This is a genomic window from Hymenobacter puniceus, from assembly GCF_014333525.1.
GTDB lineage: Bacteria > Bacteroidota > Bacteroidia > Cytophagales > Hymenobacteraceae > Hymenobacter.
Genome location: NZ_JACSCX010000003.1, coordinates 497,758 through 512,219, shown reverse-complemented (window position 1 = coordinate 512,219; position 14,462 = coordinate 497,758). Strand labels below are relative to the sequence as shown.

Annotated in this window: 8 protein-coding genes; 3 read left to right on the top strand and 5 right to left on the bottom strand. The window is 63.0% G+C overall.

All coding sequences use genetic code 11. The features are described from left to right. The first annotated feature begins 106 nt into the window (after window positions 1-106). Window positions 107-646 carry a hypothetical protein gene (locus tag H8B14_RS10820; RefSeq protein ID WP_187315649.1) on the top strand — a complete coding sequence of 180 codons (540 nt, stop codon included), beginning with the start codon at window positions 107-109 and terminating at the stop codon, window positions 644-646. A gap of 16 nt (window positions 647-662) precedes the next feature. On the opposite strand, the gene H8B14_RS10815 is transcribed toward H8B14_RS10820, so the two are convergent. Next, window positions 663-1,880 carry a THUMP domain-containing class I SAM-dependent RNA methyltransferase gene (locus H8B14_RS10815; RefSeq protein ID WP_261989965.1) on the bottom strand — a complete coding sequence of 406 codons (1,218 nt, stop codon included), beginning with the start codon at window positions 1,878-1,880 and terminating at the stop codon, window positions 663-665. 92 nt (window positions 1,881-1,972) lie between these two features. On the opposite strand from H8B14_RS10815, the gene H8B14_RS10810 reads away from it, so the two are divergent. After that, window positions 1,973-2,509 carry a hypothetical protein gene (locus tag H8B14_RS10810; RefSeq protein WP_187315648.1) on the top strand — a complete coding sequence of 179 codons (537 nt, stop codon included), beginning with the start codon at window positions 1,973-1,975 and terminating at the stop codon, window positions 2,507-2,509. A 104-nt stretch (window positions 2,510-2,613) separates the two neighbouring features. Further along, window positions 2,614-5,490, top strand: coding sequence for a glycoside hydrolase family 2 protein (locus tag H8B14_RS10805; RefSeq protein WP_187315647.1), 2,877 nt, complete (start codon window positions 2,614-2,616; stop codon window positions 5,488-5,490). Window positions 5,491-5,657: 167 nt separating this feature from the next. Here the strand turns inward: H8B14_RS10805 and H8B14_RS10800 are convergent, their stop codons facing one another. The 4 genes from H8B14_RS10800 to H8B14_RS10785 form a co-directional block, all read right to left on the bottom strand. Beyond that, window positions 5,658-6,848 (bottom strand): glycoside hydrolase family 88/105 protein, encoded by a 1,191-nt coding sequence (locus H8B14_RS10800; protein ID WP_187315646.1) that lies wholly within the window; start codon window positions 6,846-6,848, stop codon window positions 5,658-5,660. 54 nt (window positions 6,849-6,902) lie between these two features. Continuing rightward, window positions 6,903-8,558, bottom strand: a complete 1,656-nt coding sequence (locus H8B14_RS10795; protein ID WP_187315645.1) for a glycoside hydrolase family 28 protein — start codon at window positions 8,556-8,558, stop codon at window positions 6,903-6,905. 87 nt (window positions 8,559-8,645) lie between these two features. Beyond that, the gene (locus H8B14_RS10790; RefSeq protein WP_222840583.1) at window positions 8,646-10,787 is read right to left on the bottom strand and encodes a hypothetical protein; all 2,142 of its coding nucleotides are present in this window, start codon (window positions 10,785-10,787) and stop codon (window positions 8,646-8,648) included. A 144-nt stretch (window positions 10,788-10,931) separates the two neighbouring features. Further along, on the bottom strand, window positions 10,932-14,426 hold the full coding sequence (locus H8B14_RS10785; RefSeq protein ID WP_187315644.1) for a DUF4450 domain-containing protein: 3,495 nt from the start codon (window positions 14,424-14,426) through the stop codon (window positions 10,932-10,934). Window positions 14,427-14,462 lie beyond the last annotated feature (36 nt).

Below are 14,462 nucleotides of genomic sequence, written 5' to 3'. Positions count from 1 at the left end.
TCACTTTTTATAATTATTTATTTATTATTTATTAAATTATCGATACAATAAAGTCCGAGCCATAGCGGCTATCCCGCACCTATTCTCACCAGATTTCCCAACAACAATGAGAAAATATATCTACCCAGTGGCTGCACTTCCTTTGCTACCAGTAATTTTCTGCTTGGCAAGTTGCAATTCTAACCCTTCCACATCTAAGGCTTCTGATTCTCAGCCACCCACTATATTACCTACCACCCAGGCAGCAGTGCCCATACGCCCTGACTACCCGGGGGGCAGAGGATTTGGTAAGCCAGCCGATAAAATTAAGTTAAAGGACTTAACTCGGAACTATGCAGCAGTGCATTTTCCAGGCTCTACAAGGCCTTCAGAAGAAGATCCCAAAATCTATTACGTTGCCAAGGATACCATTGCCAAAATCCTAGCCCAAACCGGCTGTATCGGCATTCGCATCTATCCTGCATATAAAAACAGAATTCCCCCTTATAAACCCCGAATGATAATTGTAGGGGTGGAAATTGGCCCCAGCGGCAAAAACAGAGACATGGACGCAAACTACACCAGCAAGCAACTCGTGCCAATAGAATGTACAGTGATAGAAACAGACGACAAATGCCCTGACAACTGCGACGGCACCGCATTTTAATCTTTGATGTCGGAGATTATAAGTCCGTTTTCGCTCTCCGGCTACCCTGGTATAGTTCGTACTTCAGCAGGCGGCAGTCGATGGGGCCGTTATAGAGCGGAATGCGCCGCGAGGTTTTCAGGCCCACGCGCTTGGCCGCTTCCAGGTTGCCGGTGAAGATGAAGGCGTCGTAGCCCTGAAAGCCGGTTTTGAGCGTGTCGCCGATGGTTTTATAGAGGGCATCCATTTCGGCTTCCTCCCCGATTCGCTCGCCGTAGGGCGGGTTCATCACCACAATGCCTGGCTCGCCTTTGGGGGCGGTGGCGTCCTTCACGTCGCGCACAGCGAAGCGGATGAAGTCTTCGAGGCCGGCGGCTTCCACGTTTTCACGGGCCAGCTCGATGAACTCCGGCGAGAGGTCGGAGCCGTAGAGCATAGCCTGGGGCTCGTCGAAGCGGGCCTGCTCGGCATCAAGGCGCACCGATTCCCAAAGCGCCTTGTCAAAGTCAGCCCAGTTCTCGAATCCAAACTTGCCCTGGTGGTAGAGGCCCGGCGCAATGCGCTGGCTGATGAGGGCGGCCTCGGTGAGCAGCGTGCCGGAGCCGCACATGGGGTCTACAAGGGTCTTTTTGCCGTCCCAGTCGGCGAGCAGCAGGATGCCGGCGGCCAGGGCTTCGTTGAGCGGGGCCACGTTGGTTTGCTGGCGGTAGCCGCGCTTGTGCAAGGACTCGCCCGAAGAATCGAGGCTGAGCACCACCTCGTTGTCGAGCATGTGCAGGTGCAGGCGCACGTCGGGGTTCTTCACGTCCACGCTGGGGCGGCTGCCGGTGCGGTTGCGGAACTGGTCCACGATGGCATCCTTGGTGAGCTGGGCCACAAACAACGAGTGCTCGAAGGTGGACTTGTTGACGACGGCCGTAATGGCAAACGTCTGGTCGGGCTGAATGTAGTCGGCCCAGTCGATGCGGCCTACTTCACGATAGAGGCCTTTTTCATCGGGGGCGTAGAAGCCGGCGAAGGGACGCAGGATGCGCACGGCGGTGCGGCACCACAGGTTGGCCTCGTAGCACAGCTGCATGTCGCCGATAAATTCTACAGCCCGCTGGCCCACCTTCTCGATTTTGGCACCCAGTTGATACAGCTCTTCCGCCAGAATTTCTTCCAGCCCAAACTGGGTGGTGGCGGTCATGTAGAACGGGGCGGAGCGGCGGGCCTGGGCCATATGCGGGGTGTTGCGTGGAGGTTGAAGGTGCAAAGGTCGGGAAAGTAACGGGCTTCAGCCCCACCGGCTCTATCTTTACCTGTAGCCAGCCACGGTTGGCCGAGCTGGCTAACGACTTTATTCCAATGAAAGAACTATTTCGCTGGGTCTGGCTGATTACGCCGTTTGCGCTGGAATTTCCGGTTGATGCAGCCCAGTTTGTGTTGCGGCTACAGCCTCACGTGGCGCCTCCTAACCTGAATCCATTCGGCCGGCTGGGCCGCCTCTTTTCTCCCACTATTGCACCCTACAACGGGATAGTGCAGGCCAACTATGTGCGGCTAAAGCCGCTCCCCGATGGCAACCACCTCTTTTTTCCCGCTTTTGAAGGTGCCGTGCTGTCAATCCAAGCGGGCACACGCCTGGAGGGTGAGTTGAACGGGGCCTCCGGTATGCTTCTATTTCCTGCTTTTTTCTATCTGGCTTTCGTGCTTTTTGCTTTTGTATCACTGCTGGTGCGGGATGAAAGCACCACCTTAGCTGACGCGCTGATTACAATGGCCATGCTGTTATTCCAGGGGCTTTTGGTGGTAGGCATTCCGTACATAATAGCTCGAAGACGCCTGCAGAAAACAGCGTTTGAATTGGAGCGAAACCTATTTTACTTCATACAAAAGCCCTGATCCTCTGATCATAAGGCTGCAGCAAATTGGCATACAGGATACTACAGGGGGGCAACCACGCGCCGGATAGCTAGGTTACATCGTCTCCCTGCCTTCCGCCTGCCATGCGCCTTCCTGCTTCCCTCGTTCTGCTACTGTTCCTTTGGCTAGCTTTCCTGCCACCCACCCCAGCCGTGGCCCAGCCGGCGCCGCAAACGCAGGTGCAGTACCTCTCGGGGCGCGACAACCACCCGACCGTGCAGTGGGACTTCTTCTGCACCGGGGGGCGTCAAAGCGGCTTCTGGACCAAAATTGCGGTGCCTTCGTGCTGGGAACAGATGGGTTTCGGGAGCTACAACTACGGCCGCGACTACAAAACCTACGGCAAGAACTTCCGCTTCGCCGACGAGCAGGGCCGCTACCGGCACTCGTTTCAGGTGCCCGCCGCGTGGCAGGATAAGCAGGTGTTTATCGTGTTTGAGGGCTCGATGACGGATACCGAGGTAAAAATCAACGGGCAGGCAGCGGGGCCGGTGCACCAGGGCGCGTTCTATGAGTTCCAACACGACATCACCGACAAGCTCCAACCCGGCCGGCCCAATCTGCTGGAAGTGACGGTGAGCAAGATGTCGGCCGACAAAACCGTGAACAACGCCGAGCGGCTGGCCGACTACTGGGTGTTCGGGGGCATTTTCCGGCCGGTGTACCTGGCCGCGTACCCGAGGCAGTTTATTGCACGCACCGCCATCAATGCGCAGGCTAGTGGCGCGTTCAGCATGAACGTGTTTGTGCGCAACGCACCGGCCGGGGCGCAGGTGCAGGCCGAAATTCTGGATGCTGCGGGCCAGGTGATGGGCACGGCGCAGGCCGCGGCCAACCCACAGGATACCGTCGTGATGGTGCGCACGCAGGTGCGCCAGCCGCGGCGCTGGACCGCCGAAACGCCCTACCTCTACCGGGTGCGCACCAGCTTGCGGGCGGGCGGCACCACGCTGCACGAAACCACCAGCCGGTTTGGGTTTCGCACCATTGAGGTGCGGCGCAGGCAGGGCATTTTTGTGAACGGCACGCAGGTGAAGATGAAGGGCATCAACCGGCACAGCTGGTGGCCCGAATCCGGCCGCACGCTCAACGACTCCATCCAGCTGCTCGACGTGAAGCTGCTCAAAGAAATGAACCTGAACGCCGTGCGCATGGCCCACTACCCGCCCGACGCGAAGTTCCTGGACCTCTGTGACTCGCTGGGCCTCTATGTACTGGATGAGCTAGCCGGCTGGCAGAAAGCCTACAGCACCGCGGCCGGCGCCAAGCTGGTGCGCGAAATGGTGCAGCGCGACGCCAACCACCCCAGCATCCTGTTCTGGAGCAACGGCAACGAGGGCGGTACCAACAAGGAGCTCGACGACGATTTTGGCCGTTACGACCTTAGTAACCGGCCCGTCATCCACGCCCACCACCGGCCCGGCAACGCCCACAACGGCATCGACGGCAACCACTACGAGAACTACTACAGCACCCGTCAGCTCCTGGCCGACTCCCTGATTTACATGCCCACCGAGTTTCTGCACTGCCAGGACGACGGCGGCGGCGGCACCGGCCTGGCCGACTTCTGGGAGCTGCACTGGAACGCCAAACGCAGCGGCGGCGGCTTTCTGTGGGCTTTGCTGGACGAGGGTGTGGTGCGTACCGATCAGCGCAACATCATCGACGTAAACGGGGTGAATGCGCCCGACGGCGTGGTGGGCCCGCACCGCGAAAAGGAAGGCAGCTTCTACGCCATCCGGGAAATCTTTTCGCCCATCCGCATTGCGCTGCCGGAGCTGCCGGCCAAGTTCAACGGCACGCTGCCGGTGGAAAACCGCTACCACTTCACCAACCTCAACCAGTGCTTTTTCCAGTGGGAGCTAGTGAACTTCCGCTCGCCCACCGACGCCTTTCCGGGCGCGATAACGCAGCAGAAAAACCGCCTCAAAAGTCCTGATGTGAAGCCGCTAGGCACCGGGCGCTTGCAGCTGGGGTTGCCCAAAAACTGGCAGCAGTACGACGCGTTGGTGCTGTCGGCTTTTGATGCGCAGAAGAACCTAGTGTACAAATGGACCTGGAAAACCGGCGGCAACGCTAAGGTGTTGGCCGGCTTATTGGACCTGACCGCGCCCGGCGCCGTAGCCGCCACCGATACCGATTCGCTGCTAACGCTGAAGGCCGGCAATATCAGCGTGGGCTTCAGCAAAACCACCGGCCAGCTCACCGGCATCAGGGGCAACAATGGCGACAAGCTTTCCTTCGGCAACGGCCCGGTGCTGGTGAGTGGCGCGGCTGCCTTCCTGGGCCTGCAGCACCACACCGAGGCCGACGGTGAAGTGGTGGAGGCGCGCTACTCCGGCGACCTGAAAACGGTGCGCTGGAAGATGTATGCCTCGGGCTGGCTGCAGCTCACCTACGAGTACGCGCTGCCGCCCACCGACTATGCCTTTGCCGGCCTGAGCTTCACCTATCCTGAAAACTACGTCATCGGGGCGAAGTGGCTGGGCAAGGGGCCGTACCGGGTGTGGAAAAACCGCCTGCTGGGCGTGGCCGACAACGTGTGGGAAAACGCCTACAACAACACCCAGACCGGCGCCGCCCCCTGGATTTACCCGGAATTCAAGGGCTACTTCGCCGACATTGCCTGGCTGGAAATGAACACTGTAGAAGGCAAGTTCCTGGTGGCCAGCCCCGACCCCGGCCTCTACGTGCGCCTGTTCGACTTCTACGGCCTGTCGGGCGTGCAGCCCTCCCCCGTCCTACCCGTCGGCAACCTGTCGTTTCTGGACGCCATTCCGCCGCTGGGCACCAAGCTGGCGCTCAACATCGACGCCAACACCGCCAACCTGGGCCCGGCCAGCGAGCTGAACCACCTGCGCGGCACCCGCCAGCGCACCCTGTTCTTCTACTTCGGCCTCCCCAAAACCGACCGTCAGCCCCAGCCCTACACCGCCCCCGCCAAGGACGACCTGTTTTAGGGCCGGCGGAGAGTAAATATTGAATACTGTAAAACGTCATGCTGAGCTTGCCGAAGCATCTCTCCCGCTTTGCCTGAATGGTAATCAAACGAAGCGGGAGAGATGCTTCGGCAGGCTCAGCATGACGGTCTGATTACCAGTATGGCCTCCTCTCAGGTGGCCCCGGCTTACTTGCTCATTTCCATCTCCACGCCGGCCATGATGAAAGGGCCCACGCCCTTGAAATCGTTCTGCTGGAGTGGCTCGGAGAGGTAGTACTCGTAGCTGCCGTCGCGGTAGGGCGAGCCGCCGAGGCCGCCGACGCTCACGGTGCCGTTGAGAGTCAGCAGGCCGGTTGGCTCCTGCACTACAAACTGCCGCACGATGCCCTCGTAGCCTTTGCGGGCCACTTTGTTGTACTTCTTGTCGAGGTAGCCGAGGCGGCTGCCTTTGGCCAGGGCGTACACAAACATGCACGAGGCCGAGGTTTCGATGTAGTTGCCGGCGCGGCCCGCCTGGTCGGATACCTGCCACCAGCCGCCGGTTTTGGGGTCCTGGTAGCGGGCCAGCACCGGCGCGAGGCGCTGCAGGTATTGCACCAGCTTGGCGCGCTCGGGATGGTCCTGGGGGAAGTAGTCGAGCACGTCCACGAGGGCCATGGCGTACCAGCCCATGCCGCGCCCCCAGAAGTTGGGCGAGAGGCCGGTGGTCTTGTTGGCCCAGCGCTGCTCCCGGCTTTCGTCGTAGCCGTGGTAGAGCAGGCCGGTTTTAGAATCCACGAGGTGCTTTTCCACCTGCGCAAACTGCAGCGCCACGTGGTCGAAGTCGGCGGGTTGGTTGAACACCTTGGCGTATTCGGCCGCGAAGGGCTCGGCCATGTACAGGCCATCAAGCCAGATCTGGTGCGGGTAGCGCTTCTTGTGCCAGTAGCCACCCTCCTTGGTGCGGGGCTGCGCCGCCAGCTGCTGGTGCAGGCGTTGGGCGGCCAGGCGGTACTTGTCGGGCGCCAGCCCGGGCTGCTGGCTGAGCGTGAGCAAGGCGCGGCCGGTGTTAATGTTGTCCAGGTTGAAGTCCTCGTATTTGTAGCGCTGGATGGCGCCGTCGGGCCCGATGGAGTAGTCCAGAATCCGCACCATATAGTCCAGGTATTTCCGCTCGCCGGTTTGCTGCCACACCCGCTCGATAGCCTTGAGCATCAGCCCCTGCTCGTAGCCCCAGCGGGCCGCCTTGTTGTCGGCCAATCCCAGCGAGTCGGGGTAGCGGCGCATGAAGGAGTCGGCCATCTGGCGGACCAGCGGCGCCGAGGCTTTGGGCTTTTGCTGGGCCGGGGCCGCGGTGGCCACCAAGAGGAACAGCAGAACAAACAGGCGAAAAATCATAGGGCAGGGAAAGAGAGGGAGAACCAGGCGGTAGGACAGCCAGACAGGTGGAACCTATTTCTTGGCCACCGTGACGACCTTCTTCGACACCTTTTCGCCCAGCTCCAGCGGCTGCCTGGCCTGGGCGGGGTCGGTGTTGAGCAGGCGCACGTTTTTGGCCTTTTCGGCGCCCGACACGCGCAGCAGCGTGGCCGTGCCAACCGGGTACTTGATGCCGTCGAGGGTGATGTTGCGGCTGTTGTGCACTTCCAGCACCGGGTCGGTGCTGGTAGGCAGCAGCGTCACGTTTTTCAGCTGGATGTTGTCGGCCTCGATGCACACCAGGCCCTTTTCGGCTTGCAGCACGGCGTTTTCGATGCTGATATCCTTGATGGCCATTTCGGGCAGGCCGCGCACCAGGATGGCGGTTTTGGCGCCGTTGCAGGTGACGTTGCGGATGGCAATCTTGCGGAACTGCGGCGTACTCTCATCCACGGGCTTGGCCGGCGACACGGGCCGCTCCTTGGAACCCGCCACCTGCGGCGACGGGTCCTTGATCATGTAGTACATGTCAAACAAGATGGCTTCGCCCCCAATGTCCTTCATGTCCACGTTCTCAATAAAGATGTTCTCCACCACCCCGCCCCGGCCGCGCGTGGTCTTGAACCGGATACCAATGTCGGTGCCGAGGAAGGTGAGGTTCTGGGCGTAGATGTTGCGCGCCCCGCCCGACATTTCAGAGCCGATGACGAAGCCGCCGTGCGCCCGGTACACGGTGCAGTTTCGGATCAGTACATTTTCGGTGGGCATGGCCCGCGCCCGGCCCTGCTCGTTGCGGCCGCTCTTGATGCAGATGGCGTCGTCGCCCACGTCGAAGGTGCAGTTCTCCACGAGGGCGCGGTTGATGGATTCCAGGTCCAGGGCGTCGGTGTTGGGAGTGTAGGGGCCGTTGCGTACAGTCAGGCTGCGCACGGTCACGTCCTGGCTGCGCATGGGGTGCACCGTCCAGGCCGGCGAGTTCTGGAACGTCACGCCTTCCAGCAGCAACCGTTTGCAATTGTCAAGCACCAGAAAGTCGGGCCGCAGGTAGTCTTTCAGGTCGGCGAAGTCCTGCACGTTCGGCTTCTCGGGCGTCAGCACGCCAGCTTCCTTCACGGTGGTCCCCTTCAGGCTTTGCGCCGATGGATACCAACGGTCCTGCTTTTCGTTGAGGAAGCCACCGGAGGCCACCAGCTTCTTCCACTCGCCCTCGGGCGTGCGGCCTTTCTGCACCATCCACCACGCCTCGCCGGCCCCGTCGAGGATGCCGTGGCCGGTGATGGCCACGTTCTCCAGGTTCTGGCCGTAGATGAGCGGCTGGTTGCGCACGGCGTCGAGGCCCTCCCAGTTGGTTTTGATCAGCTGATAATCGGCGCGCTTGTTGCTGAACTGCACGAAGGAGCCCGCCGCCAGGTGCAGGTTTACGTTGGAGCGCATGGTGAGCGGACCGGTGCGCCAGTGGCCGCGCGGCACCAGCACCACACCCCCGCCCTTGCGGCTGCAGGCGTCGATGGCGTCGGTGAATGCCTTGGTGTTGGCAGTAAGGCCATCGGCCACGGCCCCAAACTGGGTGATGCGCACAGTGTCCCGGGGAAAACTGGTGGCACGAACCGGCGGCAGATTAGGCACGAAGGACTGAGCATAAGCGCCGGAAAAACTCAGCAACGCAACAGGCAACAGGTATTTCAGCATGAGAAGCAACGTATGTTGATTTGGGTGGCCGGTTCCAACTTCTGTGAGTTAGGAAACAGCTTCTTAGGTTCTAATCTTCGGGTTCCGTTACGGCATCTTGCTCAGTCCCTCCCACTTCACCTGCCAGCCCTTCGGGATGCCGGGGTTGGGGGATGGCGCGCCGTCGTAGCCGGCGCACATGAGGGCCACGGCCGCCAGCAGCCCCCCGTTGCCGGGCAGGTACACGGGCAGCCGGCCTTCCTGGTAGTTGTGGCCGTTGGGCAGGTAGGTGTTGGTGCGCACGGGCATCAGCAGGGCGTCCACGGCTTTGTCGGGGAGGCCCAAGCGGGTGGCCGTCATGGAGGTCATCGGGAAGTCCCAGCCCCAGGTTTTGTCCCAGCTCCAGCCTTTCCACACCAGATCAAACGTGCGGCGCATGGTGGCCGCATCCTGCTGGCCGGTGGCGGGCATCACGCCCAGCGCCGCCAGCACCGAGGGGTGGTCGGTCTTGAACTCGGGGTTGGTGTAGGAGTCGGAAGCCGACTCCGCGGCCAGGTACACGCCACCGGCCTGCGGCAGCTTGGAGAGCTTGGCCAGCACGTCGTCGTACTTGGCGCTGTGGGGCAAGCCCTGGCGGACGCGCCACTGCTGAGCGGTGGTCAGGGCCCAGTGCCAGTACACCAGCTCGAAGGTGGGGTTGAAGGTCTGCTCGGCCTTGAACCGCTCCTGCGCCGGAATCACGCCCGGCCCCAATATGTAGCGGCCCTTGTCCTGTTCATAAAACGGGAAGGACGCCATGAAGTCGGCGGTGGCGGCCACCCGGTCCTGGTACAAAGTCAGCGTGGCCTTGTCGGGGTGGGCGCGGTAGGCTTCCTCGGCAAAGTAAATCATGTGGGGCTGCTGCCAGATCAGGAACGCGCCCACCGACGACGGCCCTTCCTGGCCCCAGGGGTCGGTCATTTTCTGCCAGCGGACACCCTCGTAGCCCTGGCGCTGGGCAATCTTGCGAGCCTCGGCGCGCACGTCGGGGCGGGCGTACCACACCAGGCTTTTTTCCAGCAGCGGCGAGCGGCCCCACAGCGCAAAGTGCGCCGAGTGCCACCAGTGCATTTCGAGGTGCGGCCGGCCGTACCAGCTGTTAGTGAGCAGGCCGGTTTCCTGGGGTGGCTGCGAGCCGGCGTTGTAGAGTTTGGTGAGGTATTGCGAGAGCACCACGCGGCGCTCCAGCTCCTTGGCGCGCGGGTCGGTGGTACCGCCGAAGTCCACGGCGCCGCCGCTTTTCCAGAACGCCGCCCACTGCTGCTGGCTGTTGAGGCGGGTGGCCGCGAAAGTCGGCACCGCGCCCTGAGGCCGCGACGAGAACCGGGCGCTGACTTCCAGCACCTTGTTTTTCTTGCCGGGCGTCAGCACGAATTCGTGGGGCTTGGTGGCGGCCAGCGTGGCGCCTGGCGCCCAGCTCAGGGCCACGTAATAGGTGGTGGAGTCCAGCTGGTGCGAGACGAGCGCACCGGTCTTGGTCTGGGCACTAAGGGTCGACTTATGCTGGTCGGCGTGGGAGTAGTCGGTGCCCATGTCGGCCCAGCCGGCGGTAGGCCACGGCAGACGCAGCAATACCTGCAGGCGGCCGGTTTTCAGCAACTCCGACTCGACACGCGCGGCCACCACGTCCTGCTGCTGGTGGCCCACTGTCAGCACATCCACGGCGGTGCCTTCCAGGGTGAAGTGGCTCTTGATTTCACCAGTCCAGGGGTTGAGCTCCTGTTGGATGTCGCGCAGATCCTGGATGGTGGCGGGCTGGCCGTTGCGTTTGGTGAGTACGAAGCCGAGGTTGCCGAGCTGCAGCCGGTGCGGGTTGGCACGCAGGTAGTCCACGGCATCCTTATTGGCGGGCTCCTTGCGCTGCACGGCGTAGCTGATCTTGCGCCCGTTCAGGTCGTAGTCGCGCAAGCTTTGCTCGAACTGGTAGCCTTTTGGGTTGGGAAAGCTGTGCCAGCCCCACTCCGACTGGGTGCCCAGCGGCACGCCCTTCTCGTAGTGCGCCGGAAACGTCTGCAGGCCCGTGACATCCACGGTGTAGGCAAAGGCCCCGTTGCCCACCGACAGCGCCGACAGCGAATCGGTGGAAGTCAGGCGCACCTTGTGGCGCTCCACCACCGCCTGGCGGTTAATGGGCGCGCCCGACTGCGCCGCCAGCGGCAGCGCCCCGGCCAGCAGTATACTCAACGAAAGGATTCGAGGAAAGGAAAGCATAGAAGTGATTCTGGCTTTAGGAGGACGGTGTAGAGACGCACTAGCTGGCGTCTCGGCATTGCGAATGTTGGTAGCCTTACCAGCCCAGGCAGCGCGGGTGCGCAGACGCCAAGCGCCGCGTTTTGCCAGCGGGCGGGTGGCCGCTTACTGGCGCACCAGCGTCACGCTCAGCAGGCCAATGACCACGTCGTTGGCCAGGGACTGCACGGTGAGACTTTTGAGTTTCTTTTTGGGGTTTAGCGGCATGTCGAGGATGGTGGCGGCCCCGCCCGCAATGGCGCGGGTGCTGAAACCCTTGATACTGGAGTAGCTCTCCGGCGCCTCCCGGCTCAGCTGCCCCAACTGCAGATACAGCCGGTACGGCCTCGGCGCGCCGGTGCTGAAGGCAAACCCGTCGTCCAACAAATCCTGCTCAATGGGCCACCAGTTGGTGGGGTTGCGCAAGGCCAGCGTGTCGGCCGTACCGTCGGTATACTGCACCACGATGGCGCCGTTATCGAGCTGGCTTTGCATGGGATTGGTGGAGCCGGCCATCAACAGGTAGGCGTGCCGCGCCTTGCCCTTGAGCGGCACGGTGGCGGCGTCGGGGTAGTTGTCCCAGCGCGATACGAACAGCACGTTGGGGGCGGCGGCCGCGCCAGGCGTGCGGAAGGGCGCGCCCCAGGGGGTCTGGATTTCGTTGTCGGAACCCGCCGCTTGGCGCAAACCCGCATCGTTGATGTCGGCCTGGATGAGCGGGTAGCACCAGTTGCCGATGCCCTGAGTGGGCAGTTGCAAGGTTGGGCCGGCCGTCCGGGGCGTCAGGTACTTGTTAGGCTGGAAGATGTTGGTCAGCTTGTCGTTGAAGTAGGCCGTGAGGTCCACAGTTTCGCTTTTGGTGGCCGGCAACGCGGCTACTGCAGCGACCGGAGCAGCGGGCTGCACTTCCAGATGGATCGGTGCCCACCACGTCAGGTCGCCTTGCCGGAGCTGCACGAAGGCTGTGCGGCTGCCGGGCAGGCCAGCCACCTGGGCTTTCAACCACTGTCCGTTATAGGCCGTCGGAGCTACATTAAGTAAGGCGTGCTGAGGATCAGATACATTCTTAATAGTGGCATGGCGGAAATACACGGCAAAGTCTTCGCCGGGCGCGTAGCGGGCAGCCGGCGCGGCCACGTCCGGCGCATCGCCCTGCCACCGGATTTCCACCACGTATTTCGCCTGCGGGGCGCTGCTGATTTCAATGGCCGGCGTACCCACCGCCGCATCCAGGTTGCGCCACTGGGCCGGCTGCCCGTTCACCGTCACGGACTGCACCTGCACTGCCCGCGCCGGCACCTGCAGCCGGAGCTGCAACGGCTGGGCGAAGCGCGGCGTGAGCGTGTAGGTGTCCTGCTGACCAGCGCGGCGGAAGTTGAACGTGACGTCGGGCGTAGTCAGGGCGGCGGTGGGCCAGGCGGCGGGCAGGCCAGGCCGCACCATCAGCACGCCGGCCAGCGCATCGGGCTGAATCCCGAACAAGCCCTCCACCAGACTGCGCGCCGCCATGCCGATGGGGTCGGCAAAGTCGCGGTACAGCTCGCCGCGGTGGGCATCGTAGAACGACACCTGCTGGAAGTTGCCGGGGCTGCTGCCCAGGTACATGCTTTCCAGCAAGGCGCTTTTCCAGAGTTTAAAGGCCTCTTCGGCCCGACCCGCCTGCCAGTTGGCCAGGGTGGTGTGCAGCACCTCGGCCAGCGCCACGTTGTTGATGGACCAGTCGTAGGGCTGCCAGTTGGTGGTCGAAAGCAGGTAGTAGCCGTCATCGGGCAGGCCCGCGGCGCGCACCGGAATGTGCGGAATCTCGCTGTCCACGTAGCGCAGCGCCTGGTAGGCCTGGAACGGGTCGGCCACTTCCGAGTCGAGGGCGTGGTAGACGGTCCAGAGGCCAGCGGCGGGATGGCGCTGCCGCTGGCCCAGAGCGTCCTGGTATTCGGCGTACCAACCCTGCGCCGGCAGCCACAGCTGCGCATTCAGCGCCGCCTTTATTTTGTTGGCTTCCTGCTGATACGGGGTTGGGTTCTCCCCTATTTTGGCGGCCAGCTCGGCGGCCACGCGGTTTGCCCAGTAGTTGTAGGCGGAGGTGTGCGTGACGGCCCCGCCGCTGTACTGCAGCGCGTCGGAGGCCCAGATGGCGGCGTAGGCGTCGTAGAGGCCGTCGTTGTCGGCGTCGAAGTTGCGCTTCTCCCAGGCCAGGTGGCGGGTCAGCACGGGCCACAGCTCGCGGGCCAGCGCCAGGTCGCCGGTCCAGCGGAAGTGGCGCAGCAGCTGGTCGATGTAGCCCAGGTTCATGTCGTAGTGGTGGGGCCGGAAGTCGCCGCCGGGGTTGCGGCTGATGTAGCCGCTGCTGTAGACACTGGTGCCCAGCATTTCCTGCGAGCGGGCCAGGTTCAGGGCCGTGTCCATGGCCAGCACGCCCACAGCGGGGCTGGCCAGCTGCGACTGGGCGTAGGCCCGAAAGTGCGTACGGGCCCGGTCGTGCCAGCCCAGGGCGTCGGCGGCGTAGGGGCCGCGCCAGCCGTTGAGGCGCATGCGCCAGGCCACCGAGCCGTGCAGATACGTGGGAGTTTCCCAGATGGCATCGGCAGCTACGCCCAGCGCGCCGCCCAGCGTGTTGATATAGGGGTCGGGCGTGGTTACCTGAATGCGGCCGGCCAACACCTGCCGGGCAGCTTCGGCTTTCGCCCAGGCAGCCGGCAGGTCGGCAGTGCGCAACGCGGCGCCACTGCCGGGTGTTTGCACCGCGAAGTACAGCGTCTCTGCTGCTTTGGCCTTCACGGCGCCGGCCAGGGCAGGCGTGGCAGAGGCCCCGGAAGCCCACAACTGCTGCGGCGACTCCTGCTGCGTGGCATCGGCAACGTGCATCTCGGACGTTGCCGGCACCACGCCCAGCAGGGTTTTGCGCTCAGCTTTTGGGGCAGACTCGCCCGGCTTGGCTTTGCCAGGCAGGCCGTATTCCAGCGCGAAGCTGTTGTTTTTCAACGCAAACGTGTTGCCCTGGCAGTATTCCGGCTTTAGATAGAAGCTGGATTCGGGGTCGGCCCCAATGTCGCCGTCGCGGCTGAACTTGCGGCCCGTGACGCCGCCAAACGCCCACAGCAACCGCACACGGCCGGCCGGCACGTTCTCGAACTGCGCCTTCACCAGCACGCCCTCGGCATCGGCCATGGCCAGCACCTCCAGGTGCAGCGTGCCGCCGCCTAGCAGCGGGTCTTGAAGGCGGTAGCGCATGGCGCCGGGCCGGTAGCGGGCCTCAATGCTTTCAGCCTTGATCAGCCACTTGCTGTGCCCGCCGGCTAGCAGCCCGAACTTCAGGTTGCCGCCCATGCCGGGCAGGTAGAGCGCAAACTCCGGCAGGTCGCCGGCTTCCACGCGGAAGGCGGTGTTGGTGCCATACAGGGCGCGCGTGAACCGCTTGCTGCCATTCTGAATCACGAAGTCCGGGCCGTCGGGGCGGTAGCGCAGGGTGCGGGCCTCGTTGTGCCAAAGCGGCGCGGCGGGGTTGGCCTGCTGGGCCTGAACGGGCTCAGGGCACAGCCCGCCCGCCACCACGCCGCCGAGCAGCAAAGCCCGACGTACGCATCGCACAGCAGCAGGAAAAGACGAAGCAGATAGAATCATGCGGGGCGCAGTAACAGATTCGGCCTGAACCCCTCC

Coding starts and splice junctions, on each gene's coding strand:
- H8B14_RS10820 (WP_187315649.1), top strand. CDS start 107: ATGAGAAAATATATCTACCCAGTGGCTGCACTTCCTTTGCTACCAGTA.
- H8B14_RS10795 (WP_187315645.1), bottom strand. CDS start 8,558: ATGCTGAAATACCTGTTGCCTGTTGCGTTGCTGAGTTTTTCCGGCGCT.
- H8B14_RS10805 (WP_187315647.1), top strand. CDS start 2,614: ATGCGCCTTCCTGCTTCCCTCGTTCTGCTACTGTTCCTTTGGCTAGCT.
- H8B14_RS10810 (WP_187315648.1), top strand. CDS start 1,973: ATGAAAGAACTATTTCGCTGGGTCTGGCTGATTACGCCGTTTGCGCTG.
- H8B14_RS10790 (WP_222840583.1), bottom strand. CDS start 10,787: ATGCTTTCCTTTCCTCGAATCCTTTCGTTGAGTATACTGCTGGCCGGG.
- H8B14_RS10800 (WP_187315646.1), bottom strand. CDS start 6,848: ATGATTTTTCGCCTGTTTGTTCTGCTGTTCCTCTTGGTGGCCACCGCG.
- H8B14_RS10785 (WP_187315644.1), bottom strand. CDS start 14,426: ATGATTCTATCTGCTTCGTCTTTTCCTGCTGCTGTGCGATGCGTACGT.